Raw genomic sequence first — 25771 nt, forward strand, 5'->3', positions numbered from 1 at the left:
GGTGCGCTTGCATGGAAAATCTTCCTGCATGCCCGCCGATTCCTACGAGCGTCTCGTCACTCACCTTAAGCGCGCCCATACGCTGGGCACGGTTGCCGGTCTCTTGGGATGGGACGAGCAGGTCAACCTACCTGCCGACAGCGCCGACCAGCGCGCCGAGCAATCCGCGCTCCTCGCCGAACTCCAGCACGCCGCCGCAACCGCCCCTGAAATCGGCGATCTTTTAAACCAACTTGAACAGCCGGTTTGTAACTTATTAAGTTACAAACCGGCTGGGGGCTCGGCTGAAAATGCGGATACTGCTGATCGCGCGGTGGTGATTCGTGAGGCGCGGAAAGACTATGATCGTGTGGTGAAACTCCCGGCGGACTTCGTGGCCGAGAAGGCCCGGCTCTCCAGCGCGGCTTATCACGGGTGGGCCGCGGCTAAGACGCGGTCGGACTTTTCGGCGTTTGCTCCCTTTCTCGAAAAACACCTCGCACTCGCAAAACAGGAAGCTGCCTATCTCGGCTGGGGTGATCGGGCCTATGACTACGCGATCGACAAACACGATCCGGGCATGACGGCGGAAAAACTCACCGCATTGTTCACGGAGTTGAAGGCCGGTCTCGTCCCTCTGGTGCGTGCCATCGCCGCGTCTCCCGTGCGCGCCCGCACGGATATTTTCAAAGGCTTCCCGATCGCGGAGCAGCGGGAATTCCTGCGCGATGTCACCGAACGACTCGGCTTTAACTACCGCCGCGGACGCATCGATGTGTCCCTCCATCCCTTCTGCGAAGGCTCGGGGGCGGACATCCGCATGACCACGCGCTTCGATGCGGATAACCCGCTCGATTCACTCTTCTCGTCGATCCACGAAACCGGGCACGGACTCTATGAACAAGGTCTGCCGCTCGCCGCGCAAGGCACTCCGCTCGGTCAAAACGCCGGCATGGGCGTGCACGAATCGCAAAGTCGCTTGTGGGAAAACCAAGTGTCGCGCAGCCGTGCATTCTGGGCGTTTTTCGAGCCGCGCTTTCGCGAAAAATTCCCCGCGCAACTCGCCGCCGTGTCGTCCGAAGAACTGTATCTCGCGGTCAACGAAGTCGCGCCCACGCTCATCCGTGTCGATAGCGACGAGGTGCACTACAACCTGCACATCCTGCTGCGCTTCGAGCTCGAGCGCCGGCTGTTTGCGGGCGAACTCACGGTGGGCGAACTGCCGGCCGCATGGAATGCGTTGTCGCAGGAATTGCTGGGGCTCACGCCGACGAGCGACAAGGTTGGCGTGCTCCAAGACGTGCATTGGTCCGGCGGGGCGTTCGGATATTTCCCGAGTTACTGCCTAGGCAACATGATTGCCGCGCAATTGTGGTTCACGGTGCGGGCGAAATTTCCGGAGCTGGATGCGGACTTTGAGCAGGGTGATTTCTCGCGCCTGTTGGGCTGGTTGCGCACAAACATCCACGAGCAGGGGCGCCGCTACGAAACCCTCGAACTGGTGCGCCGTGTAACCGGCGAGGAGCTCACGCCGAAATACCTGCTGCGCTATTTGCAAGAACGGTATGCACCGCTGTATTTGAAATAATATGACACTGATCGATACGCACACTCACTTGGATGGCTTTGCGCGGGCGGGCACGCTGGATGCGGTGCTGGCGCGGGCGCGCGAGGCGGGCGTAACCGAGATGATTTCGATCGGCACGGAGAGCGATGATTGGGCGCTCATTCGCGATCTGGCGGTTGAGTATGCGGGCACGGTGCATTTTTCGGTCGGGCTGCATCCGTGTTGTGTGCGCGAGAACTGGGCCGATGAGGTGGCGCAGATCGAGATGTTTTGGAGCGGGGCAAAACTTCCGGTCGCGCTCGGTGAGTGCGGGCTGGATCGGTTCCATCTGCCTAAAGATGACGCGGCCAAGGCGGAGCAGGTGTTCGCCTGGCAGCAGGCGGCGTTTGCCGCGCAGCTGGACATCGCAAAGCGGTTGGGGTGTCCGCTGGTGGTGCATTCTCGCGGGGCATTTGCGGAGTCGGTCGCGATGATCGATGCTAGCGGCGTCGACTGGACGCGCGTGGTGTTTCACTGCTTCAGCGAAGGTCCGGCGGAAATGAGCGAGCTCATCAAACGAGGAGCCTACGGATCGATCACCGGCGTGCTCACTTACAAGAACGCGGAGAACGTGCGCGAGGCGGCGAAGGTGCAGGGACTGGCGCGCCTGATGTTGGAGACGGATGCGCCGTATCTCACGCCAGTGCCCAATCGTGGTAAGCCCAACGAGCCGGCTTTCATGCGGCACACGGCGGAGTATGCGGCGGAGATGTTTGGCGTGCGTTTGGACGAGCTGGCGGCGACGAGCACGAAAACGGCGCGGGCTTTCTTCGGGCTTTAGGCGCAAAAAAAGCGACCCGGATCGGGTCGCTTCAAGTGTGTCGGTTGGACGGTCGGCTCAGGCCTCGTCGAACTTGCGGGTGAAGAGCTGCTCAAGCTCGGTGAGCATCTGCGGGGCGTCTTCGCCGGTGGCGAGGAACTTGACCTTCGAGCCTTTGCCTGCGGCGAGCATCATCAGGCCCATGATGGATTTACCATTCACCTGCTCCTCGTCTTTTTCGACGAAGACGTCGGCTTTAAATTTGTTGGTGATGCGCACGATCATCGCGGCGGGACGCGCGTGGATGCCCATTTTGTTTTGAACAACCAGCTCTTTTACCTGCTGACCGGCCGCAGTCGTATCGTTCTTTTCCATTTCGTTTAGCGGAGGAAAGTCCGGTTTGAGGGGACGGCTTGCAACCCAAAAACCGGACGCACAGGTTTTGCGGCATCATGCCCAAGACTGCGATCATCGTCCCATGCCGTCTCGAATCGACGCGTTTTCCGCGCAAGTTGCTGCACGTCATCAAGGGAAAGCCCCTGCTGCTGTGGGTGGCGGAGCGCATCAAACAGGAGGCGCCGGAGTTCCCGCTATTTTTCGCGGTGGATGATGAATTGCTGGCCGCACCGCTGCGGGCGGCGGGGTTTCAGGCGATTTTGACGGGTGTGCAACACCAGAGCGGCACGGATCGAATCGCCGAGGCCAACCGCACGGTGAAGGCCGACCATGTGATCAACGTGCAGGCCGACGAGCCGTTGGTGACGCGGGCGCAGATCCTGACTCTGGCGGAATTGATCAGCGGCACGGCGGCGATGGCGACGCTCGGCACACCCTTCACGACCGCGGCGGATTTTAATAATCCGAATCAGGTCAAAGTTGTTTTCGCGCCGGGTGGAGCGCGTGCGTTGTATTTTTCACGGGCGGCGATCCCGTATGCGCGTGATCGCGCGGGTCAGGTGGATGATGCGTGGGTGCAGGCGAACCCGTGCTTCAAGCATCTCGGGCTCTACGCCTACAAAGCGGAGTTAATCGAGAGTTTCGCCAAGCTGCCGCCGGGGCGTTACGAGCAAATCGAAAAATTGGAGCAATTGCGGGTGATCGAAAACGGTTTCGAAATCCTGTGCGGGGTGACCAATGATCCGACCATTGGCGTCGATACGCCGGAGGATGCGGTGAAGTTTGGAGAGTGGCTCGGCTGAGGCGTGCCTCAACGCGGCGCGCGCGTGGTGGACAGCTCCGTGATCCACATCACTTCGCAGGCGCCGCCGCGGGTGTCCGAGCGGCTGAGCGACGAACGCCAGCGCTCGCCTTGGGGGCCGGTCACTTCGATGAGGTAACCTTTGAGCGTGACGACGTCGTGACGTTTGACGGCAAGAAGTTGTTTACGGATGGCTGGAGTGGCGGGAAGGCAATGGGTGTTGGCGGAGTGTTCGGCGATGGCTTGCGGCTCGAGCGGCGGATCGCCGGCCCAGGTGTATTCATACCAGCGGCCTGATTGGGAGATGTTGAGTTCGTTGATGACACCGGCGGCGGACATCGGGCCCCAGCCGAGGGCGAGGTCGACGGGGCCGATCTTGGCGGGCTTGTCGTAGCGGTAGCGTTTACGGGAAAGAACGACGGCTTTGATTTCGTAGCGGGCGAGTGGAGTGACGGTGTTGTCGTCGAGTGTGAAAGGTGGCGGCAGACCGGTGGTGATCTGGATCGGATCAGACGAGGCGGGCAACCCGCGCCAGTCGGCGGCGGGTTCGTGCCACCAATACCAGCAACCTGCGCCGAGCAGAATGAGGACGAGCCACTTTTTCATGGAAGGGCCAAGGTAACGATGATCGGAAAATGATCGGAGCCGATGTCGGGACCGACGTGGTGGTTGACCACAGAAAGGGTGCGGGTGGTCAGGCAGTGATCGAGCGGGATGCGGAGATACCAGGGTGTAACCGGCCACGTGGGGGCGAGACCGTAGCCGGTGTCGATGAGCTCACCGTCAGCGAGTAAGCTGCGAAATGCGGGAGACCACGGCGTGCAGTTGAGGTCGCCGAGCACGATTGCGGGATGCGCGGCGGTGGCGGACCAGCTGGCGATTTTGGACAGTTGTTTGTCGCGCAAATACTGTCCTTCGGCGCCGCCGGGTGGGAGAGGGTGGGTGGCGAGCAGCAAAATGGATTTGCCGCTGGCAAGAGTGAGCGTTGCGCGGATGGACGGGACTTCGGCCGGTGAGAAGTAGAGTGTTTGGGTATCGCTCAGCGGAAGGCGGCTAAATACGGCGATCCCGAAATTGTCGGAGCGAGCAACCCGGACGATGTGCGGATAACTCTCAGCCAGCGGGGCCATGGCGGTCAGCCAAGTGGCGTTTACTTCCAGAAGCGCCACGACATCGGGCTGCTCGCGGGCGATCAGTTCAAGCACGGCGGCATGGTGGGTGTTTCCACTCTGAACATTCGCGAGCAATAGTTTGAGCTGCGTGGCGTTGGCGGGCGCACGGTCATGCGGGATAAAACGAGGCGCGAGGACGATGAAATTGAGCGCGGCGAACAGGGCAAATACACCGGCCCAGCGGAACCGGCGCGCGAAAGCGTAGGTGGCGGCGCAGATGAGCAGCAAGATGCCGTAGTGCGGACGGAAGTGAGTGGTGATTTCCAGCAACCAGTGAAGCTGGCCGGCAAAGGCGATTGTCGTGAGCAAGCAAAGGCCCAGCGCTCCGAGCAGGCCGACTGCTAGCGCGGCGTCAGTGAACCCGCGTAAGGTCCAACGAGGGGCGTGGGGTGATGCGGGCATATTAAAAAAGCCACCCGGGTGGAGTGGCTTTTGAGGGAGGTTGTCGTGAGTGCAGGCGACTTAGATTTTGCCGGCTTTGCGCTTGGCGATCAGATTGTAGAAATCGAGGAAGAGCGGGTCGGCGTCGTTCGGGCCGGGAGCGGCTTCGGGGTGATATTGCACCGAGAAGATCGGGAGCTCTTTGTGGCGCAGGCCTTCGACGGTGTTGTCGTTGAGGTTGATCTCGGTGACGATGGCGCCGCCTTTTTCGAGGGACTTCGGGTCGGTGGCGAAACCGTGGTTTTGCGCGGTGATGGAGACTTTGCCTGTCTCGAGGTTTTTCACGGGCTGGTTGCCGCCGCGGTGGCCGAACTTGAGCTTGAACGTATCGCCACCCATGGCGTGCGTGAGCATTTGATGACCGAGGCAGATGCCGAAGATCGGATAGTGCGGGACGAGACCGGTGACCGTCTTGTGGATGTAGGCGAGGGCGGCCGGATCGCCGGGACCGTTGGAGAGGAAAACGCCATCGGGCGCGTGCTCCTTGACCTGCTCGGCGGTGGCGGTGGCGGGGAATACTTTTACGTCGAAGCCGTGGTTGATCAGCTTGCGGAAGATCGAGTGCTTCGCGCCGAAATCGAAGGCGGCGACGGTGAAGCGTTTCGTCGGGGTGTTCGGAAGGCCGAAGGTGGTGCCGGCGGGAACGTAGACGGCGTTGTGGTTGGCGGCGTCATCACCGCGCCAGATGTAAGGCTCTTTGCAAGTCGTGTCCTTGACGTAGTCGCTGCCGGCCATGTCGTGCCAGGCTTTGGCCTTGGCGATGGCTTCGGCATCGGTGAGCGGGAGCGTGGAGAGACAGCACTTCAACGCGCCATCGACGCGGAGTTTTTTGGTGAGGGCGCGCGTGTCGACTTCGCTGATGCCGGGGATGCCGTATTTGCGCAGGTAGTCGTGGAGGGAGGACTGGCTGCGCCAGTTGCTCACGATGGGGGAGAGTTCGCGCACGACCAGACCGCTGGCGCGGGGCAGGGAGGCCTCGGTGTCCTCATCGTTCACGCCGTAGTTGCCGATCATCGGCGCGGTCATCGTGACGATCTGTCCGAAGTAAGACGGGTCGGTGATGATCTCCTGGTAGCCGGTCATCGACGTGTTGAATACGCATTCACCGGAGATCGTGGCATCGGCGCCAAAGGCGCGGCCGCGAAATACGGAACCATCTTCGAGTGCAAGGACTGCGGGCTTGAACGTGGACATTAAAGCCCAACGAAAAGCCCTCCCCCCATGCCTGCCAAGGGTTTTGTGGGGCAACCTTGTAAAACCTGTGCGACGCATGGGGCGTTTCCCGTAATTTGCACCACCATTTGACAGCCGAAAGGGTTGAATTTAGCTCCTTCAACACCCGCCCATGCCCTACACTGAAGATCGTTCCACCTGGTTTGAAGGCCAGGGACTTTGGCAGCACGTTCCTGAAAGTGACTGGAAAGACTGGACCTGGCAGCTGAAGAACCGTCTCACAAAGCTCGAGGATCTCGAGCGTTACATGACGCTCACACCCGATGAACGCGCGGGGGTTCTTTTTGCGGGCCACAAGCTGGCGATGGCGATCACACCTTACTTTTTTAACCTGATCGATCGCAACAACCCCAATTGCCCGATCCGCCTGCAAATGATCCCCCGCGCCGGCGAAGGTCAGCTGCACGCCGAGGAAATGCTGGATTCGCTGGGTGAAGACGAACATTCGCCGGTGCCGGGTCTGGTGCATCGTTATCCGGATCGAGTGCTGTTCTTGGTGACGGATCGCTGTGCTTCGTATTGCCGCTATTGCACGCGCAGCCGGTTGGTTTCCAACGCGCAGGACTACAATTTCCACCCCGAATACGAACAGGGACTCCGCTACATCGAGTCGCATCCGGAGATCCGTGATGTGCTGCTTTCAGGTGGCGACCCGCTGCTGTTGTCCGATCGTAAGCTCGACCATCTCCTTGGGCGCCTCCGCGCGATCAAACACCTTGAGTTCATCCGCATCGGCTCGCGCATTCCGGTTTTCCTGCCGCAGCGCATTACTCCGGAGCTGTGCGAAATCCTTAAGAAGCACGGTCCGATCTGGATGAGCATTCATGTGAATCATCCGAAGGAGGCGACCGCCGAACTGCGTGATGCCTGCGAACGCCTGTCGTTTGCCGGTGTGCCGTTGGGTAACCAAAGCGTGCTCCTCAAGGGCGTGAACGACGACGCCGACGTCATGAAGGCGCTCGTCCACCGTCTGTTGCGGATGCGCGTGCGTCCTTATTACCTTTACCAGATGGATTTGATTACGGGCGGCGCGCATTTCAAAGTCGATGTGCGTAAGGGCCTTGAGATCATCCAGGCGTTGCGCGGCCACACGACGGGCTACGCGATTCCCCAATACGTGATTGATGCTCCCGGTGGCGGCGGCAAGGTGCCGGTCAACCCGAACTACATCGAGAAAATCACCGACGAGGAAGTGGTCTTCAAAAACTACGAAGGCCGCACTTTCCGGTATCCGCTTACAGCGACTCCGGTCGTCGAGGGTGAGACGGTTGAAAAGCCCGTGAAGCTCCATGAAGAGCTGCACGGGTGAGGGTGTGATCGCGGGTGCGAGTGCGGATTTAGCGTAGAGAGAAAGTCGCGGTCACCGTCGTGGTGATGGTTTTCTCCAGCGACGACGTATCGTTGTTACCCTCCCAACTCGTGGCGGTGGAGTAGAGGGGATTGATCTGAACGACGCCCATGCGGGCGTTGCGCAATTCCTTCAAAACACGGCCGCCTTGAGTCGCGATCTGCTCGGCACGCGTGCGGGCATCCTTGGCGGCTTCGCCCATCATCTCGATCTTCGCCTCGCCGGCCTTGGTGTAGATGAAGTCCATGCCTTCGGAGGCGAGCGTGACGCCGTTTTCCATCAAGCGGGCGGCATCGCTGGCGAGTTTGGGCAGAGCGTCCACATCGCCCGAACGCACTTCGAGGTTTTGGCGGATGCGATAGCCGGCGCGGCGGGAGACCTCGCCCTCCTCTGTCTTGGTGCGCGTAAACAGCTCGGTCACCTGCACGGGTTTGAGCACGTAATCACTTTGATCGGCGGCCTTTAAAAATGCTTCGACTTGGGCGAGATCGGCTTTGGAGCGCTGGTGGGCTTCAGTCAGCGTGTCGGCATCCGAGGTGAAACTGGCGCGCCAGATGGCGAGATCGGAACGCACTTCTTTGCGCGCGGAACCGGTGACATTGATGACCTGGTCTTCGCTGATGCGAGTCCAGGCGCGGGTGAAGGTGATCGAGGCAAAGCAAAGGCCGGCGGAGAGCGCCAAACCTGCGAGTAAACCGAAGAGATGAGGGCGTGAAGTGGTCATGAAAGAACGTGCGAGATCACTCATGCGCACGCGCAGCCATTGTCACTTGGAAGAAATTCACAATTTGTTAGATGATTGAATTCAATGAGTTGTGGGTTTTATAAACTTTTCCAAAAATCCTTCATTTATTTTTGAGCGTTTCGAGTCCGGCTGCGTCTATCCCCATGTAGTCAGTTTTTTAGTTCTTAAGGTTTGTTTGGTGTTCAAGGTCACAAAGGCCGCCTCTCATGAGAGGCGGCCTTTGTATTTTCAGGGATTGGAGCGGCGGAGAAATATGATCGAGTCCACTCCACGCAGGATCAAGGGGTTGGGTGATTTGCGGGAAACGCGTGCAAACATTCACCGCTGGCTGACGTCTCAGGTGATGTTATGAAAAAGACATTACTGGCTTTGGGAGTGGTCGCCTTGATAGCGATTCCTGCGCAGGCACAGGCTATCCGCCCTGCCGTGGTGCAGGGCGCGGTTCTCGGCGGCGTGGCGGGCGCGGTCATCGGACATAATTCCGGCCGCCATACCGGCGAAGGTGCGGTGATCGGCGCGTTGGCCGGTGCCTTGATCGGCACCGCGGTCGACCGCAGCAACCAGACGACGGTGGTTTACGCACCCGCACCGCAACCGGTGTATTGCCCGCCGCCACCGGTCACCACGCAGGTCGTCTACGTGCAGTCGGCCCCGGTGGTTTATAGCACGGGCTATTACGCGCCGTCACCGGCGCCCACGGTGGTGATCTACCGGTCCGCGCCGCCGCCTGTGGTCGTGTATCAGAATTATGGTTACGCGAGTTATCCGCAGCCGGTTTACCATCAAGGGCCGCGCGGTGGTTATCCGGGCCGCGGCTGGAGGCGTTAAGCGCCGGAGGAAAGATTCAGGCCGTGCGCTCGCCGCGCACGGCTTTTTTGTCGCTTGGCCCGGAGCGCTTGTTTGTGTGGCTGGATGATTTCGCTGCATGAAGGCCGGGGTTCCCGTGCGAAAAAACCACCGGCGCAAGCCATGGTGCTCGGGTTGTCCGTGGCCGGCTGTGAGCCGCGCATCTGGCGTCAACTGGTGGTGAAGGAGACGATGTGGCTGGCGCGCTTGCACGATTCGATCCAGGTGGCGTTCGACTGGTTTGATTATCAGACGCACACCTTTACGCTCGAAGACTTGCGATTGGGAAACCCGGCAAAGAAGGACGGGGTGATCGTGGAAGATGATCGTGACCTCACGCTGGCCGAGCTCGATCTGGCGAAGCGCGGCGGGATGGTTTACGATTATCACTTCGGCGACGGCTGGCGCGTGGATATTCGTGTGGAGAAGGTGATTCCAGTGGCGAAGGGCGAAGTGTATCCGCGGTGCGTGGGCGGAGGCCGTGCGGGCCCGCCGGAGGATTGCGGCGGGCTGGAGGCTTATCACGACATGCTGGCGTGTATCGCGGAGCCGACCACGGAACTCGGGCGTGAGTGGATGGAGTGGCTCGGCCCGCAGCATGATGTGGAACGGTGCGATCTGGTCGCGATCAACAAGGCGTTGAGAAAGTTCGGCAAATGAGCGCGCGTGCACGAAAGGGCGCCCGGCGCGGCGGGAAGATCAAGGCGGTCTTCTGGTTCAATGTGGTGCTGCTCGCGGTGATGGGCGGCTGGTTTGTGATGCAGCCGGAGCCGCGGCGCGCGGAGGTGAGCAAGCTCGTTGAAAACTATTTCGAGAAGAGCAAACGCATCGAACTGCTCGATGTGGCGCAGGATATCTACCGCCTTTACTACAGCGGGGATTTTGTCACCGCGACGGCGGCGGGAGATCGCACGCATATCTACGGCGGCCTGCCGGCGACGGGAAAATTTCCCCATGCGATCCGTGTGCTGGTGAACAAGGGCTACATCGCGGGGTATTGCGACGCGTTGGAGAATCCCGCGTGGGTCGCGTATCGGGTCGGCGATGTGGCGAAAGTGGAGACACCTGCTCCGCGGCCCGATAACTTCGAGACGGATCTGCGCACGGCGGCGCGGGTGCCGTCATCCGCGTATACGAATAGTGGATACGATCGCGGCCACATGGCGCCGAACTATGCGGTGGCGACGCGTTACGGTGAGGCGGCGCAGCGTGAGACGTTTCTCATGTCCAATATCGCGCCGCAGCGGCACGCGCTGAATGCCGGCGTATGGAAGGAAATGGAGATGAAGGTGGCGACGAGCTATCCGGGCCGTTTTGGCGAAGTGTGGGTGTTGGCGGGACCGGTTTTTGGAGTGCGACCGGCAAAGCTGCCGAATGGCACGGCGGTGCCGGAGGCGTTTTTTATGATCGTGATCGACGAAAGCGACGGGCGTATCCGGGCGCAGGCGTTGATATTTCCGCAAGAGGCGCCGGCCGGGGCCGATGCGAGGCGGTTTGTCGTGTCGATCGACGAAGTGGAGCGGCGCACGGGATTGGATTTTCTGACCGAGCTTGATGCTGTGGCGGAGGATTCGCTCGAATCGAAACACGTTGACCGGGTGTGGTGAACACCGGCGCCGCATCCAGCGGAAATCGTTTTCTTGGTGCTGGTTGAGAATGGAGATGTGATGCGCGGGTTGACGTTCGCGGCATGAAATGCTTTGATAGGGACGTTCTTTGGAAGGTGCGTGGTCAGTCGGGAGGAGTCGGGCAATGAATGTCCGGTGTCTCCATCTGACCATGAACAAGACAAGTAACCTGTCTCCGATCAGCGCTTTCAGCGCGTTTGCCCGCTCGGGTTTCTTTAAAAAGAACCTGTCCGGAAAAAGCGCATCAGCTGAAATCGTTCGTCCGAGATATTATGAAGCCGCGACGGCGGCCCAGGCTGCGCGCCTCACTGAGGTGCTCGGTCGTGGTATGTCGTCGCACCTGCGGTTCTAAGGAGATCGCAGTTAAAACCAGTAAACAACGCCGCCCGGGAGCTTACGCTTCCGGGCGGTTCTTTTTTGGGGGGAATCAGTGAGCCCTTTAGAAGCTCATGCTGAGAGTCGCTCCCGCGCCCAGGTTGGCGGACTTGTAGGAGTAATCGACGATTTCGTCACCTTGCGGGGTGCGCCAGTCGTAGCTGCTGTAGATGCGGGCACTGGCCCAGGGAGTGATGCTGTAGCTGACACTCACGCCGATCGAGCCGGTGAGGTCGCTGCGGCTGACATCGGTGAACGCGCCTTCTTGGAAGTGAAGGTAGTCCGAGTAGGTCAGGCGGGCGTAAGGTCCGACGACCCAGCGGTCCTTCAGGTAATAATAACCGGCATCAACGGTGTAATCGATTTTGTCGTTACGATCGGCGTTGAAACCGAGGGGGCCGGCGGGGGCTTCGGCGTCGGTGATGAAGTAGGTGACGCCGGCGCCAAACGACAGGATGTGGTCACGGCCCAAGGAAACCAGCTTGCGGGCCGTCAGTGCGGTCGAGATCGATTTGTAGGTGAGGTTGTAGTCGGGCGGGCCCTCGAGGCTGTAAACCGCGGTGCCGGTGATACCGAAGCCGAACTCCCAGTTGTTGCCGCAACGATAGCGCAGCTGGAACGGGATGCTGTAGGCATCGAAATCCAGATTCTGGCGGGCCTGGTCGCCGCCGAACAAATCGTGGTTGTAGCGCTGGTAAACGAGGCTCAGCGAGGGGAGGAGCAGGCCTTGACCGACGGCGATGCTGTTGCCTTCGGCGCGGGCGACGAGGGTGTTGGCGATCACCACGGTTTCGACTTCGTTATTCGGCTGAAGGAAGACGTTGTCGGTGTAGAAAACCTGCAGATCGTAGGCGAGGGAGAGCTTGAACGGCAGCTTGCGCGTTTCGGCCATGCGCTGGGTGCCGCCGTCGAGATCACCTTTTTCATCGGTGCCGGCTTTGCTGGCCGGCGAGGCGGGGGTGGGCGGCGTGGTGGGTTGCTGGGCGCGGTCGATGATGACATCGTTGGCGGACTGGGCGAGGAGCCCGCTGGTGGCTGCGGTGCCGACAAGAGCGGCAAGGATGAAGCGTTTCATGCGATTTCGGTGAAGCGGAAGAGGGATGGATTACTGGGGATTGCCGGGCTGACCACTGGGCAGTTTGTCGATATAGATATTCTCACCGTGAGCGTCGAAATTACCGACGCTATTTACTGAATTACCGCCATAGGTAACGCCGGAGATGAAGTTGACCCGGCCGACTTTGGAGGAGCCGAAGTGCGGATAATAGCCGGTGCCATCGACGCCGTTGGCCGTGCCACCGTCGCGTGAGTAAAGATACACGAAGGAGTTGGCGGGCAGGTCGACATTCTTCAGATTGATGGTGGCGGCCTCCATGATGATGTTGGCCATGCCACTGCTGAAGCGGGTGTTGTTCAGATCGATCAAGTCGGAGGCGATCAGTCGGACCGAGCCGCCGCTTTCGGTGATAAAGGTGTCGGGAATATAGCCGGTGTTATCGATGATCAGATTTCGGGTCGCTCCCACGGTCATGTTCGCGCCGGCTTCGCTGGCGTCGAAGCTGACATTATAGAGAGTGTAACCACTACGGCCGGATTGTCCGGAGAAGAAGAAGTTGTCGCCCAGAGCGGGAGCTCCGTTGCCGGCGTGATAGGTGTTTTCGTCGAGCGCGATGGGGGTTTCAGTGAGATACTGATACGCTTTGATCAAGTTACGCAGGCCTTCGATGTCGGCACCGACGGCAGTCGTGTTGTCGCCGCCCAGGATGCCGAGTTGTTGAAGGCGATTGGTGGGAGGCTGCTCTCCGTTGGTGAAGCCGAGTTCGATGTAGAGATCGACCACCTTGACCAGATCGGCGGCAAATTGGCCGTCTTGCAGGCGGGTTTCGAGGGCGGCCTGATTATCGAAACCGCGCTCGATAATGTCGCCGATGGCGAACTGTTGGGATTCGTTCAACGAGCCCAGGAATGCGGTGAACGAGGCAAAGCCGGTCACGGCGGTCTCACCTTGAATCTCGGTGTTGGCCTCGATGATGGTTTTGATGTCCGTGGTCGGCGTCTTCTCGGTGGCCGTGACTTTTTCGATGAGGGACAGGACGCGGTCAACGAGCGCCTGGGTTTCAGGCGAGAGGGTTACGCCGAGGCCGGTGGCTGCGTCGAGCGCGAGCTGGAGGGCTTCAGGCGAGAGCTCGCCGGATTCCACGGCGGCGGCGATGGCGGCGACGGTGGTTTCGGCCCAGTTTTGAGCGATGGCCTGATCGGAGGCGGGAAGCTCTTTGATGCTGTTCACGCTTTGGGTGGAGCCGCCGGTCTGGGTGATCGAAATCTGGCCGGGGGTGATGGAGACCTGGCGGCCATCCGCGAGGGAGAGGGCGATGTTACCGTGGGTCACGACGACAGTCTGGATACCGGCGGCGTTGATGCCGACCGTGTAGTTGGTGCCGCGCGCGCCGGCGATGCCGCGGACGGTGCGGATGTTGTAGTCGTAGGCGACGCCTTCGCTTTTTTGCAGGTCTGAAACGACGGCACCTTTTTTAAGGTCGAGGACGGCGGAGTGGGTGACCTCGGTGGGCGAGGTCTGCTTCTCGGAGATGCTTTCGAGAACGAGGGTGGTGTTGGGCGTGATGATGGATTTCACGCCGGGCATCGGGGTGAGCACCACGCGACCATCGGCACCGGTGACGATGCGGGTGCCGATGACGACGGTCTCGCCTTTGACGACGGCGCGCAGGGCGGAGTCTTCAGGGCGCTGAAGCTCGGCCTGGCCGCTGACAAAAACAACACGCACGGTTTGAGCCGAAAGCCCCAGCGCGGACGCCAGAGCGAGAACGAGAGAGGCGAACAAGATGTTTACTCGCATAAAATATGCAGGATTGAATCTTGGAATTAGGGCCGTGATACAAGGGTTTTCCCTAGGTGAAATTGCCCTTCTTCTCTCTATTGCACAAAATTCCCCCGACTTGGCGGGCTCGGCTGGGGGTTACATTGGTGCTGGCGGGAGGGCTTGGTTTCGCGGCGAATGCTTTGCCATTGAAAAGCTTGGAGTGGATGACCGAAGGGCTGCGATTGCAGTTGAGGGCCAAGGTGGAGGGTGTGCCGCCGACAGGTGAAGTTGTTTTGATCGGAGTGGATGTCCGGAGCGTGCACGAGCTCGGGCGCTGGCCGTTTCCGCGTTCTTATCACGGGCAATTGATGGATTGGCTCGGGCGTGGTGAGAAGACGCGACCCTCGGTGCTGGGCTGGGATATTCTATTTACCGAAGAGGATTTGAATCCTGGGATGGACAGCCTCCTGGTCGAGCCAACGGTGCGGAAAGACTATCCGGTGGTCATGGGCGCACAGTTCGATGAGGCGGCGGCGGGATTAATGGTGGTGACCGGAGGGCGGCCCGCACTGGTTCCGCCACGGCTGACGGCACCGCTGGCCAAAGCAGAAGGTGCGTTGAAGAGGCTGCCGGATCGCGTGGGCGGGCAGTTGCCCATTCCGCTCTTACTGGAATCGACATCGTTTGCTTTTCTTAATGCCGATGCCGACTCCGACGGGGTGGTCCGCCGGTTCCCTCTCGTCGTGAGAGTGGGTGATAATGTCTATCCGAGTCTGGTGTTGGATCTGATGATGAAGCACCTTCACGTGGGCGCGGCGCAGGTGGAAATCATCCCGGGCGTGGCGGTGGTCATTCACGAAAACGGTGGTGGAGAACGACGCATCCCTGTGGATAAGGCGGGGTATTTTACGCTTAACTATCGTTACGAACTGCGATCGGAAAAATTCCCCAACGGCATCGATGAGATCTCCTATGTCGTCCTGCACGAAACGCTCTTGAAGCAGGTCGAGTTTGGCGAAAAGGGCGAGGCGCCTGCAACCGGCGGCAAAATCGCGATCGTGGGTCAGACGGCGGTGGGCTTGAGCGATATCGGGCCCAGTCCGCTCAACGGGCAAAGCGCCAAGGTGCTCGTGCATATCAATGCATTGGAAAACATCCTGCGCGGCGATTATCTGCGACCGGTTTCACGCTGGCCGGGATTGGTGGTGATATTGTTGCTGGGCCTGGGCGCGGCTTGGGTTCTGGAGGTGCGACGCTCGATTTATGTGATCCTGATTCCCGTGCTGGCGGTGGCATTCGCCGCTGTTGCGTGGCTGCTGCTGGTGTGGGGCAACTGGATGGTGCCGCTGGCGGTGCCGCTGGTGGCGTTTGCCGTGCAACAGGCGGCGGTGACGATGTTGAAGATCCGTGAGGAGCAGGCGCAACGTGACCGCATCCGCCGTATGTTTGGCTCCTATGTGTCGCCGGAGCTGGTGCGGCGCATGGTGGATGCGCGGGTCGAGCCGCAGCTGGGCGGACACGAGGATGAGATCAGTGCGTTCTTCAGCGACATCCAGGGATTTTCGGCGTTTTCCGAAGTGCTGTCGCCGGCGGACCTCGTTGTATTGCTTAATGAATACCTCGGGGCGATGACCGACATCCTGCAGGACAGCGGCGGGGCGCTCGATAAATACATCGGCGATGCGATCGTGGCGATGTTCGGCGGGCTCGTGCCGCTGCCCGATCATGCGCGGCGCGCCTGCGAAGCCACGGCGAAGATGCAACTGAGGCAGGCCGAGCTGCGTGCCAAATGGACCGCGCAAGGCGATCGCTGGCCGCCACTCGTGCATGCGATGCGCACGCGCATTGGCATCAACTCGGGGAGTGTGGTGGTGGGCAACATGGGTTCGAGCCACCGGTTCAACTACACGATGATGGGAGACACGGTGAATCTCGCGGCGCGTTGCGAAAGCGGTGCGAAGTCCTTCGGCGCTTATGCAGTGGCCACGGGTGCGACGGTGACGGCGGCCAAGGCGGCGGGCTGTGAGTGCGTGTTTCGTTTGCTGGACCGCATCGTGGTCAAAGGCCGCACGGAGCCGGTGGAGATTTTTGAAATCGTGGCGTTGTCGCCCGCGCATTTACCCGAGGGTGCGGTGCGTTGTCTCGAGCTGTTTGAGAAAGGCCGGATGCATTATCTGCAACAGGAATGGGATGCGGCGACGCAGTGTTTTGAGGAGGCGATTCCTCTTGAACCGTTACAAGTGGAACGTGACGCGGGCGTGGAGGCCAATCCTTCGCTGCTCATGCGCGCGCGTTGTATCGGATTGAAGGCGCATCCGCCCGGTGCGGCTTGGGATGGTGTTTACCGGATGACGAGCAAATGAGTTTCCGCGTGCCCAGTCTTTTGCTGTTGGTGTTCGGTCCGATCGCCTTGCTGCTGGCTGAACCGGCGGTCGAACTCGGGCATGTGGAAGGGCGGGTCTTGTCACGCGTTGAAGGAAAGAAACTGGAACGGGTGGGCGCCGCGCATGTGCTGGTGGCAGGCGAGGCGTTGATCACCGGAGATGCCTCGCGGTTTGAGATAAAAACATCCGGCGGAATTTGGCGGGTCGGTCGGCGCGCGGTGTTTGTTCTCTCTGATAACAACGCGCGATTGCTCGCGGGCACGGCGCTGCTCCAGGTTCCATCCGATCAGGTCTGGTCGGTGACGAGTCGTCGCAGCGTGCTTGGCGTTCCCGCCGGCACGTGGCTGGTGCAGGCCGTGGATAATGGCGGGTTCAAGATCGTCTGTATCGATTCCGACCAGCCGATTCAGGCGAAGGGCGAAACGTCCAAACCACTCGATCCCGCGGTGCAGCTTAAGCTGCGTCCGGGCGAGCTGGTGTTTCTGCAACCGGGCGGAGCCACGTTCAGTCCGATCGTCACGATTTTTCTCGAAGAGTTGCTGGCCACGAGTCGCTTGGTCGGAGGCTTTCCCGATGAGCTGCCGGGGTTGCGGCGCATTGTGAATCAAGCGGTGGCCCAACGTGATCGCCTGAAAACGCTTTCCAATGCCGTGGTCGTCGGCGCGACGGAGGCGGGGAGCTTTCAAATCGCGGTGCCGAATCCTGCGGAGAAAAAAGCCGAGGCGGCAAAACCGTCTGAAGCCAAACCGTGACTTGAGCTTCCGCCGCGGGGCGGGTTGACGCGTAATTCCGGACATGGCTTCGCAGTTCAAAACCATCGCCGTTGTCGGGGCGGGCGCACTGGGACTTTATTATGGCGGCCGTCTGGCGCGTGCGGGTAACGATGTGACGTTTCTGGCGCGCAGTGATCGCGCGTTGCTGCGTGCGCAGGGCCTGACGGTGAAGGCGCCCGATGGTGAGTTCATGGTGCTGCCCGACGCGATTCGTGTGGAAGCAACGCCGCAGGAAATCGGTCCGGTTGATCTGGTGATCGTGACGCTGAAGGCGACGGCGAACGGGGAGTTGGTGAAGTTGCTGCCGCCATTGCTGCACGAGCGGACGGTGGTGATGAATTTTCAAAACGGACTGGGCGTGGATGAGCAAGTCGCGGCGGTGGTGGGCGTGGAGCGGACGATCGGCGGCTTGTGTTTTGTTTGCGTGAATCGCACCGCACCCGGCGTGGCCGAGTGCACGATGGCGGGGCACATCGTGGCGGGTGAATTCGCGGGGGCCTCGCAGGAGCGCACCCGGGCATTGAAGGAATTGTTTGTGAAGGCCGGCGTGAAGATGAGCGTTAGCGAGAATCTGCTCGAAGTGCGTTGGCGGAAGCTGGTGTGGAATGTGCCGTTCAACGGACTCGCGGTGACGGGCGGCGGCATCACGACGGATATGATTTTGCAGTCGGCGAAGATGGAGGCCGAGGTGTGGGCATTGATGAGGGAAGTGCAGGCGGCGGCCGCGGCGTATGGCGTGGTGATTCCCGAGGATTTCGTGGTCGATCAGGTGGAGCGGACGCGGCCGATGGGGGCGTATAAGCCGTCCACGATGATTGATTTTGTCGCGGGGAAACCGCTTGAGGTGGAGCCGATCTGGGGCGAGCCGTTGCGGCGGGCGAAGGCGAAGAGCGTGAGCACGCCGCGGTTAAAGGCGTTGTATGCGCGTTTGAAGGAACTGTCGCCGTGAGCTGAGGATTTTATTTCAACACTTCGCACTTCGATGCTTCCCCGATTAAAGATCAGCGACAACCGGCGGTTTTTTACCACGGTCTCCGGCGAGCCTTTTTTCTGGTTGGGCGACACGGCGTGGGAATTGTTTCACCGGTTGGATCGTGAGGAGACGCTGGTGTATTTGAGAGATCGTGCGGCGAAGGGATTTAATGTGATCCAAGCGGTGGCGCTGGCTGAGCTCGATGGGTTGCGCACGCCGAATGCGCAGGGCGAATTACCGCTGATTGATCTCGATCCGACGCGGCCCAACGAGGCGTATTTTGCGCATGTGGATGGGGTGATCGAACAGGCGAATGCGTTGGGGATGTATGTGGCGTTGCTGCCGACATGGGGTGACAAATGGAACCAACGTTGGGGCGTCGGCCCCGAGGTGTTCACGCCGGAGAATGCCGCTGTATTTAGCGAGTGGTTGGGGCGACGTTATCGCGACGCGGGCATTGTGTGGGTGGTGGGCGGAGATCGCGGACCGGATCACGAGGTGCATGTGGCGGTGGTGCGCGAGATGGCGCTTGGGCTGAGGCGCGGCGATGGCGGTGCGCATTTGATTACAATGCATCCGTGGGGCGGACATGGGAGTGCACATTGGTTTCACGGGGTGGACTGGCTGGATTTTAACGTCCGTCAAAATGGGCATGAGGCGAATTGGAATCGTTACGCGCAGATCAAGGCCGACTACGATCTCGTGCCGGCGCGGCCGGTCTTCGACATGGAGCCGCTTTACGAGGACCATCCGATCAACGCGGCGGCGGACACGCATGGGTATTCGACGGCGGCGGATGTGCGGCGGACGTTTTATTGGTCGGTGTTTTATGGCGGCTGTGGTTACACCTACGGGCATCATTCGATTTGGCAGTTTTGGGCGGCGGGGCGGGAACCGATCAACAAGCCGGTGATGTTTTGGCGCGAGGCGCTGGATGCGGCCGGTGCAGCGCAGATGATACACGGACGGAGATTAATGGAGTCGCGACCGATGCTCACGCGTGTCCCGGATGACGACTTGATCGTGCCGGCGGTGAGTCAGTCGTTCGTGCCGGGGGCGGGGTTATATCGCTTCAACGCGACGCGCGATGCCGAGGGGCGTTATGCGATGATTTACGCGCCGGTAGGGCGGGCGTTTGTCGTGCGGATGGACAAGCTCGCGGGGCCGCTGGTGACGGCGTGGTGGTTTGATCCGCGCACGGGTGCGGCCACCGCAGCGGGCGAGTTTTCTAACGAAGGCGAGCGTGAGTTTATTTCGCCCGCGCCCGGCGAGGTGCTCGATTGGGTCCTGGTGCTTGACCAGAGCTCGCAAGGCTACGGCGCGCCGGGGAAGTGATTACTTCTTCGCCGGCTTGTAGATCGTCTGCTTGAGGGTCGGGCCGAAGAGGGCGCGGAAAGCGGCGATGGAGCGGACGGCGCGGAGGGAGACCAGTTGGTTGGCGAGGTTGCCGACGGCGGTGCCTTCGAGGGCGAAGGAGATGACGGGGACGCCGCAAGCGTCGGCGGTGGCCTGGCATAGGAGACGGTTTTTGGAACCGCCTCCGACCATGAGGATGCGCTTGAAGGTGCGGCCGCTCATGCGTTCGAAGGCGGCCTTGGCGTCGGCGTGTCCGCGGCCGAGGGAGTCGCAGATGAGGCGGGTGTAGCCGGCGAGGTTTTTGGGCGCGGGGATGCGGCGCTTTTTGAGTTGGGCGTCGATGGCGGCCTTCATCGATTTCGGATTGGTCAGCGCGGCGTCGGTGACGTCGAGGAGCGCGGCGGGGGCGGGGAGTTTTTCGGCGGCGGTGATGAGTTTCGCCCAGTCGGCGTCGGACTTCGGGCGAGAGGCGAAGTCTTTCAGGGTGCCTTCGAGGAGCCAGAGGCCGATGACGTTGGTGAGGGGGCGGTAGCGGCCGTCGCCGATGCGTTCGTTGGCGACGCGCGCGGCGAGGGCGTCGGTGCCGGTGAGAGGCGTGTCACTTTCGAAGCCGACGAGGGACCAGGTGCCTGAGCTGAGGAAGAGGTCGGTGCCGTCGGGGGAGGCGGGCATGGCGTCGTAGGCGCAGGCGGTGTCGTGGCCGGGGACGGCGATGACTTGCGTGGTGGCGAGCGCGGGGTGTGGAGGGAGGGCGCGGACTTTGCCGAGTTTGGTGCCGGCGAGGACGGGTTTGGAGAACCACTGCGCGGGGACGCGGAAGTGATCGAGGGCGGCGCGGGACCAGTCGGTGGAGTGGACGTCGAGGAGTTGGGTGGTGCTGGCGATGGTCAGCTCGTTGGCCATCTTGCCCGAGAGGAGAAAATTGAAGTAGTCGGGGAGGAAGAGGCAGCGCGTGGCGAGGTCGGTGATCGCGGGGTGGGTGGCGACGGTTTCCTCGAGTTGGAGCGATGCGTTGTAGAAAACATTGGGGATGCCGGTGGCGGCGTAGATGCGTTTGAGGGCGGCGCGGGTGTTGGCTAGGCGTTTGAGGCCTGCCTGCGTGCGGTCGTCGCGGTATGCGTGGACTGGATACACGAGGCGGCCGGTGTCGTTGACGAGGGCGTAGTCAACGCCCCAGGTGTCAACGCCGACGGAGGCGAGGGTGGCGCCTTTCGGGAGCGCGGCGACGGCAGCGCGGAGTCCGGTGAGGATTTCGGACCAGAGGCCGGCGATGTTCCAGTAGTCGTGTCCGCCGAGGGACTGGAAGCTGTTGGGGAAGCGGTGCACTTCCTTGAGGGTCAGGCGGGAGTTTTTCCAAGTGCCGAGGATGACGCGGCCGGAGGTGGCGCCGAGATCGATGGCGGCGAGGTGGAGGGGTTTCATGAGAAGTAGTGGGTAGCGAGTAGCGGGTAGTGAGTAGGTAGGAGTGGAGTTCGGAGGGTTTGGAATGCTCGCTACTCACTGCCCGCTACTCGCTACTTTTTGATCAGGCCAGCTGCAGGAGTTCGGAAGCGCGTTGGGCTTGGGTGCGGTAGAAGTCGGCGTTTTCGGGTTTCTTGATGTCCACGTCGTAGGTGGGGATCATGGCTTTCATGCGGGCTTTGCCTTCCGGCGAGGCGAGGAGTTGTGGGAAGCATTTCTGAATGACTTCGAGCACGATGTGCACCGACACGGAAGCGCCGGGCGAGGCGCCGAGGAGCGCGGAAATGGTGCGGTCCTGGTCGGTGATGACCTCGGTGCCGTAGTGGACGATACCGGCCTGGCCGTCGGTTTTTTTGATGGCCTGCACGCGGATGCCGGCGTCGATGAGTTTCCAGTCTTCCTTCTTCGCGGCGGGGTAGAAAACGTGGAGGACGTCCATGCGATCGTTCATGGACTGCGTGCCCTGTTGGACGAGGTATTTGACGAGGTCGAGGTTGCTCGCGCCGATCTTGAGGAGCGTGGCGAGGTTGTGGGGCTTGACCGAGCCGGGCAGGTCGAGGACGGAGCCTTTTTTGTGAAGGAACTTGGTGGTCCAGGCGGCGAAGGGGCCGAAGAGGAGCGTCTTTTTTCCGTCGAGGATGCGGGTGTCGAGGTGCGGCACGGCCATGGTGGGCGCGGCGTCGAGGGGCTGACCGTAAACCTTGGCCTGATGTTGGGCGACGATGGCGGGGTTGTCGCAGACGAGCCACTGTCCGCCGATGGGGAAACCGCCGAGGCCTTTGCTTTCGGGGATGCCGGATTTTTGGAGGAGGTGGAGGCTGCCGCCGCCGGCGCCGACGAAGACGAATTTCGCGGTGTTGCGGCGGGTCTGGCCGGTGGCGAGGTCGCGGATGGTGACGTTCCAGCCGGCGGAGGTTTTATCGAGGTCGGTGACGCGGTGGTTGGAGGCGATGCCGCAGCCGGGCTGGGCGCCGAGCCAGTGGAGGAGTTTGCGGGAAATCTCGCCGAAGTTCACGTCGGTGCCGGAGTCCATCTTGGTGGCGGCGATGGGGGCGGCGGGGCGTTCGGCGGTGAGCAGCGGGGCCCAGGAGCCGATGGTGCCGCGATCGGTCGAGAAGACCATGTCGGCGAAAAAATGGTGCGCGGCCATGCCTGCGTGGCGGGCGCGGAGGTAGTCGACCCACTTGGCGCCGTGCACGAAGCTGAGGTGCTGCACGGGGTTGATGAAGTCCTTGGGGTTGCTGACCATACCCTCGGCGATGGCGTAGGCCCAGAATTGGCGGGAGCGTTCGAACTGCTCGAAAATCTTGATGGCGTTGGACACGTCCACGGTGCCGTCGGCGGCTTGGGTGGGCGTGTAGCTGAGTTCGCAAATGCCGGCGTGGCCGGTGCCGGCGTTGTTCCAACCGTGGGAGCTTTCCTGCGCGAGCTCCTCGGTGACCTCGTAAACCTGGATCGAGAGCGCGGGGTCGAGACGTTTGAGGAGCGCGCCCAGATTGGCGGACATGACGCCGGAGCCGATGAGGATGACGTCGGGGTTCTCGACGTGGGTAGGGGTCTTCATGAGAGAAAGGCAGTTATGGGGAGTGAGGGGCTGGCTGGCTATCAATTCTTCCATAATCTACCAGAAGCTACCAATAAATTTCACGAAGCCGGGATTATGGGTGATCTTAACACTTTTTGGGGCAAGGAGTAATGCAGGTTTGTAACTTATTAAGTGACAAATTGGATTTGGAGTTGGGTTGGGTAGGGTGAGGTGTTCGGCGGGTGGAATCATTCTTCGCCGTCGAAGTAGCTGACTTCGTTAACTTTGTCAGATGACGGGGTTGGTGAGCGTGCCGATGCCTTCGATTTCGATGGCGATGGTGTCGCCGGACTGGAGCCAGACTGGGGGCTTGCGGGCGAAGCCGACGCCTTCGGGGGTGCCGGTGAGGATGATCGTGCCGGCGGGGAGGGTTTTGTCGGCGCTGAGGAAGGCGATGATCGTGGGGACGTCGAAGATCATGTCGGCGGTCGTGGAGTCTTGCATGACGGTGCCGTTGAGGAGCGAGCGGATGCGGAGGGCGTTGGGATTCGGCAGTTCGTCGGGGGTGACGAGCACAGGGCCGAGGGGGCAGAAGGTATCAAAGCTTTTGGCGTGGCAAAATTGTCCGCCACCAAAGTCACGTTGCCAGTCGCGGGCGGAGACGTCGTTGGCGCAGGTGTATCCAAGAACGTAGGACAAGGCGTTTTCCTTCGTGGCGTTGATGCAGTCGCGTCCGAGGACGATGACGAGCTCGGCTTCGTAGTCGGCGCGGGTCGTGGGTTGGTTGCGCGGGAGGGTGATCGGCGAGTCGGGGTGTTGGAGTGCGCCGGGGAGTTTCACGAACCACATGGGGCGGTCGGGCGGGGCCTTGCCGCCCTCGGCGGCGTGTTTGGCGTAGTTGAGGCCGATGCCGATGATGAGCGGCGAGCCGGCGATGGGCGCGAGGCGTTTGCCGGGCGTGATGGTGCGGTCGGTGATGCGGTGCGTGCCGGCGAGGGAATCGCCGGTGACTTCGAGGGCGGTGCCGTCGGGTTGGAGGGCGGCGTAAGCGGGGCCGGCGGGGGTGAGGTGGCGGATCAGGCGCATGGGTGGCATTACAGAGGGCTTTGGGCGCAAGGAAAGGCGTGAAATCGACTGAAATAGCCGCTCCGAGTTTAGTTGATGAGGCTGCAGGCTGAAGTTGTCGGGCGGTGTGACGAAGAGATGGTGTTATTACTACAACATCGCACACCCGCAGGAATAAATTGTCCGCTGCCCTTTTGGGACGAGTAGGAGCCTGGTGTGTTTTCGGACTATGGAGTGTGAGCACTCTGGGAGTGGTGGTGGCGATGAGTCGGGCAGGGTGCGAAACGGGCGGTCGCGAACAGGCGGGGGTGGTGCAAACCTGGTCGGCGGGGTGGCGGCTGCGCTACCAGTTGCCGGCGGAGCACGCGTTGACTCCGTGGATCGTGGCGCAGCTTGTGAACCGTAGAGCTTTGCCAGGCACGAAGGAGGAAATCGATCTCCCCGGGCCTGCGAGCGCGTGGGAAGCGGATTTACGCCGGGCGGGGTTTACCGTGCTGTCATCGGGATTGGCCGTGGACGCGGAGCCGCGGTTGGAAATTTATGGAATAGACGGAGGGTTGCTATGGAGCGGCCAGTTTCGCGGAGCGGATCCGGAGGAGGAGGGCGCGATGCTGCTGGATACCGTTTTATTGAAACGGGTGGCCCGTGGCGAGGCGGTTGCGCCGTATGTGCCGGTGGGATGCGTGAGCGTCTTGCCGCCGGGCGGCAGGACGAAGGGTCTTTTTACCTTATGAGCTACGAGCAAAAACATATCGCCAGCGTGAGCCGCTGGTTCCTTCTCGCCTACTGGGCTCATGTGCCGGTCTTCGCGACCATCGCCTATTATCGCGGGACGAGCATCCTGTCGGCCGTGCTGATCGGCGCTCTCGTGGTCAGCGGGCCGACCTTGCTTCATCTCTTGCGGCGCGGGAGCCTGATGACGGCGATGGCGATGGGGGTGGGTGGTCTGGCGCTGAGCGCTCAGCTGATCCACCTCGGCGGCGGCATGATCGAGATGCATTTCCACGTGTTCGTGCTGTTGCCGTTGCTAGCGGTCTTCGGACGCGTGCCGGTGGTGCTGGCGGGCGCGGTGACCATTGCGGTGCACCATGTGGCGTTTTTCTTTTTTCTGCCGAGCAGCCTTTTCAACTACAATGCGACCCTCTGGATCGTGGTTCTGCACGCGCTGTTTGTGGTGCTCGCGGCAGGGCCGGGTTGTCTGATCGCGCGGATGTTTGGCAACTATGTTGTCGGTGCGGGCCAGGTAATGGGCGATCTCGGTGGGGCCGGCGCCGCCCTGACCACGTCGTCGGACGAACTCAGTTCGGCGAGCATGTCGGCTTCCGAAGACGCCAATGTGCAGGCGGCGGCGGTGGAGGAGATCAGCGCGACGTTGGTGGAATTCTCCACCCAGGCGCGGCTCAGCAAAGACCGTCTGACCACGGTGAAGATAAAACAACTTGCGCAGATGCGCACGGCGCTCGGCGAGATCGAAACTTCCGGCGCCAAGTTGAACACGACGATGAACGGGGTCCGCGAGTCGAGCCAGGCGATCACAAAGATCGTGAAAACGATCGAGGAAATCGCGTTTCAGACGAATATTCTAGCGCTCAACGCCGCGGTCGAGGCGGCGCGGGCTGGCGAGGTGGGCGCGGGTTTTGCCGTGGTGGCGGGCGAGGTGCGCATGCTCGCGGGCCGGGCGGCGCAGGCTGCGCAGGAAACCGCCGGACTGGTGACCTTGGCGGCGGAGCGCGGTGCCGAGGGCGTGCGCGTCAACCTGGAGGTCTCAAGCCGGCTGTCGTTGGTGCAGGGGGCGTTCAGGGAGTTGGACTCGCTGGTCGGTGACGTGGCTCAGACGCTCGACCAACAGGTCGCGGGTGTTGACCAGATCACGGCGGCGATGGGGAGCATCGACAATAACGCGCAGGCGGGCAGCGCGCGCTCGGAGGAACTTTCAGCCACGGCGATTGCGTTGCGCGAGCAGGCTGGATTGGTGTCGGGCGCGATCGGCGAGCTTGAGCGCTTGACCGGACGGCAAAGGCGCGAGAGCGACGGCAAGTCGAAGCTCGGACTGGCGGCGTAAGGGGCCCAAAAAAGCGCCGT

24 protein-coding genes are annotated in these 25771 nt (G+C 61.3%); 14 read left to right on the forward strand and 10 right to left on the reverse strand.

Annotation, left to right across the window (positions count from 1 at the left end; genetic code table 11):
- The first annotated feature begins 28 nt into the window (after positions 1–28).
- Positions 29–1567: a carboxypeptidase M32 gene (locus FPL22_RS12290; RefSeq protein WP_144230710.1), complete on the forward strand. Its 1539-nt coding sequence runs from the start codon at positions 29–31 to the stop codon at positions 1565–1567.
- A 1-nt stretch (position 1568) separates the two neighbouring features.
- The gene (locus FPL22_RS12295; protein WP_144230711.1) at positions 1569–2366 is read left to right on the forward strand and encodes a TatD family hydrolase; all 798 of its coding nucleotides are present in this window, start codon (positions 1569–1571) and stop codon (positions 2364–2366) included.
- Positions 2367–2423: 57 nt separating this feature from the next.
- Here FPL22_RS12295 and FPL22_RS12300 read toward each other — a convergent pair whose 3' ends face one another.
- Positions 2424–2720, reverse strand: a complete 297-nt coding sequence (locus tag FPL22_RS12300; protein ID WP_144230712.1) for an HPr family phosphocarrier protein — start codon at positions 2718–2720, stop codon at positions 2424–2426.
- A gap of 77 nt (positions 2721–2797) precedes the next feature.
- Here FPL22_RS12300 and kdsB point away from each other — a divergent pair, with 77 nt between their 5' ends.
- The gene (gene kdsB / locus FPL22_RS12305) at positions 2798–3544 is read left to right on the forward strand and encodes a 3-deoxy-manno-octulosonate cytidylyltransferase (protein ID WP_144230713.1); all 747 of its coding nucleotides are present in this window, start codon (positions 2798–2800) and stop codon (positions 3542–3544) included.
- A gap of 8 nt (positions 3545–3552) precedes the next feature.
- On the opposite strand, the gene FPL22_RS12310 is transcribed toward kdsB, so the two are convergent.
- Genes FPL22_RS12310 through carA form a run of 3 tightly spaced genes read right to left on the reverse strand, consistent with a single transcriptional unit; the run spans position 3553 to position 6350 of the window.
- Entirely contained in the window at positions 3553–4149 is a 597-nt protein-coding gene (locus tag FPL22_RS12310) for a hypothetical protein (RefSeq protein ID WP_144230714.1), read from the reverse strand.
- Positions 4146–5117, reverse strand: a complete 972-nt coding sequence (locus FPL22_RS12315; RefSeq protein WP_144230715.1) for an endonuclease/exonuclease/phosphatase family protein — start codon at positions 5115–5117, stop codon at positions 4146–4148. The genes FPL22_RS12310 and FPL22_RS12315 overlap by 4 nt, the downstream gene beginning before the upstream one ends.
- A gap of 60 nt (positions 5118–5177) precedes the next feature.
- On the reverse strand, positions 5178–6350 hold the full coding sequence (carA, locus tag FPL22_RS12320; RefSeq protein WP_144230716.1) for a glutamine-hydrolyzing carbamoyl-phosphate synthase small subunit: 1173 nt from the start codon (positions 6348–6350) through the stop codon (positions 5178–5180).
- A gap of 151 nt (positions 6351–6501) precedes the next feature.
- On the opposite strand from carA, the gene FPL22_RS12325 reads away from it, so the two are divergent.
- Entirely contained in the window at positions 6502–7698 is a 1197-nt protein-coding gene (locus FPL22_RS12325) for a KamA family radical SAM protein (protein WP_144230717.1), read from the forward strand.
- A 28-nt stretch (positions 7699–7726) separates the two neighbouring features.
- On the opposite strand, the gene FPL22_RS12330 is transcribed toward FPL22_RS12325, so the two are convergent.
- Positions 7727–8461, reverse strand: a complete 735-nt coding sequence (locus FPL22_RS12330) for an SIMPL domain-containing protein (protein WP_162525292.1) — start codon at positions 8459–8461, stop codon at positions 7727–7729.
- A 369-nt stretch (positions 8462–8830) separates the two neighbouring features.
- Between FPL22_RS12330 and FPL22_RS12335 the strand changes: the two genes are divergently transcribed.
- The 4 genes from FPL22_RS12335 to FPL22_RS12350 all read left to right on the forward strand — a co-directional run bounded on the left by FPL22_RS12335 (position 8831) and on the right by FPL22_RS12350 (position 11308).
- The gene (locus tag FPL22_RS12335) at positions 8831–9310 is read left to right on the forward strand and encodes a YMGG-like glycine zipper-containing protein (RefSeq protein WP_144230719.1); all 480 of its coding nucleotides are present in this window, start codon (positions 8831–8833) and stop codon (positions 9308–9310) included.
- Between the two features lie 84 nt (positions 9311–9394).
- Entirely contained in the window at positions 9395–9988 is a 594-nt protein-coding gene (locus FPL22_RS12340; protein WP_144230720.1) for a plasmid pRiA4b ORF-3 family protein, read from the forward strand.
- Positions 9985–10935 carry a DNA/RNA non-specific endonuclease gene (locus FPL22_RS12345; protein ID WP_144230721.1) on the forward strand — a complete coding sequence of 317 codons (951 nt, stop codon included), beginning with the start codon at positions 9985–9987 and terminating at the stop codon, positions 10933–10935. The genes FPL22_RS12340 and FPL22_RS12345 overlap by 4 nt, the downstream gene beginning before the upstream one ends.
- A gap of 172 nt (positions 10936–11107) precedes the next feature.
- On the forward strand, positions 11108–11308 hold the full coding sequence (locus FPL22_RS12350; protein WP_144230722.1) for a hypothetical protein: 201 nt from the start codon (positions 11108–11110) through the stop codon (positions 11306–11308).
- 87 nt (positions 11309–11395) lie between these two features.
- On the opposite strand, the gene FPL22_RS12355 is transcribed toward FPL22_RS12350, so the two are convergent.
- Together FPL22_RS12355 and FPL22_RS12360 are read right to left on the reverse strand one after the other, a co-directional pair.
- Positions 11396–12406, reverse strand: a complete 1011-nt coding sequence (locus tag FPL22_RS12355; RefSeq protein ID WP_144230723.1) for a hypothetical protein — start codon at positions 12404–12406, stop codon at positions 11396–11398.
- Positions 12407–12436: 30 nt separating this feature from the next.
- Entirely contained in the window at positions 12437–14188 is a 1752-nt protein-coding gene (locus FPL22_RS12360; RefSeq protein ID WP_144230724.1) for a FecR family protein, read from the reverse strand.
- Positions 14189–14316: 128 nt separating this feature from the next.
- Between FPL22_RS12360 and FPL22_RS12365 the strand changes: the two genes are divergently transcribed.
- From FPL22_RS12365 to FPL22_RS12380, 4 genes are read left to right on the forward strand one after another with little or no spacing between them, the layout of a single operon-like run.
- Entirely contained in the window at positions 14317–16515 is a 2199-nt protein-coding gene (locus tag FPL22_RS12365; RefSeq protein ID WP_275263051.1) for a CHASE2 domain-containing protein, read from the forward strand.
- 8 nt (positions 16516–16523) lie between these two features.
- The gene (locus tag FPL22_RS12370) at positions 16524–17288 is read left to right on the forward strand and encodes a hypothetical protein (protein ID WP_162525293.1); all 765 of its coding nucleotides are present in this window, start codon (positions 16524–16526) and stop codon (positions 17286–17288) included.
- Positions 17289–17331: 43 nt separating this feature from the next.
- Positions 17332–18258, forward strand: coding sequence for a 2-dehydropantoate 2-reductase (locus tag FPL22_RS12375; RefSeq protein ID WP_144230727.1), 927 nt, complete (start codon positions 17332–17334; stop codon positions 18256–18258).
- A gap of 33 nt (positions 18259–18291) precedes the next feature.
- Entirely contained in the window at positions 18292–19617 is a 1326-nt protein-coding gene (locus FPL22_RS12380; RefSeq protein WP_144230728.1) for a glycoside hydrolase family 140 protein, read from the forward strand.
- On the opposite strand, the gene FPL22_RS12385 is transcribed toward FPL22_RS12380, so the two are convergent.
- The 3 genes from FPL22_RS12385 to FPL22_RS12395 form a co-directional block, all read right to left on the reverse strand.
- Entirely contained in the window at positions 19618–21060 is a 1443-nt protein-coding gene (locus tag FPL22_RS12385) for a rhamnulokinase (RefSeq protein WP_144230729.1), read from the reverse strand. It abuts the gene before it with no gap.
- Between the two features lie 103 nt (positions 21061–21163).
- Positions 21164–22663: a malate dehydrogenase (quinone) gene (mqo, locus tag FPL22_RS12390; RefSeq protein WP_144230730.1), complete on the reverse strand. Its 1500-nt coding sequence runs from the start codon at positions 22661–22663 to the stop codon at positions 21164–21166.
- Positions 22664–22912: 249 nt separating this feature from the next.
- Positions 22913–23710, reverse strand: a complete 798-nt coding sequence (locus tag FPL22_RS12395) for a fumarylacetoacetate hydrolase family protein (protein WP_144230731.1) — start codon at positions 23708–23710, stop codon at positions 22913–22915.
- 215 nt (positions 23711–23925) lie between these two features.
- Here FPL22_RS12395 and FPL22_RS17850 point away from each other — a divergent pair, with 215 nt between their 5' ends.
- Positions 23926–24423: a hypothetical protein gene (locus FPL22_RS17850; RefSeq protein WP_203235153.1), complete on the forward strand. Its 498-nt coding sequence runs from the start codon at positions 23926–23928 to the stop codon at positions 24421–24423.
- Positions 24420–25751, forward strand: coding sequence for a methyl-accepting chemotaxis protein (locus FPL22_RS12400; RefSeq protein WP_203235154.1), 1332 nt, complete (start codon positions 24420–24422; stop codon positions 25749–25751). The genes FPL22_RS17850 and FPL22_RS12400 overlap by 4 nt, the downstream gene beginning before the upstream one ends.
- Positions 25752–25771: the final 20 nt, after the last annotated feature.

The organism is Rariglobus hedericola (assembly GCF_007559335.1).
GTDB lineage: Bacteria > Verrucomicrobiota > Verrucomicrobiia > Opitutales > Opitutaceae > Rariglobus > Rariglobus hedericola.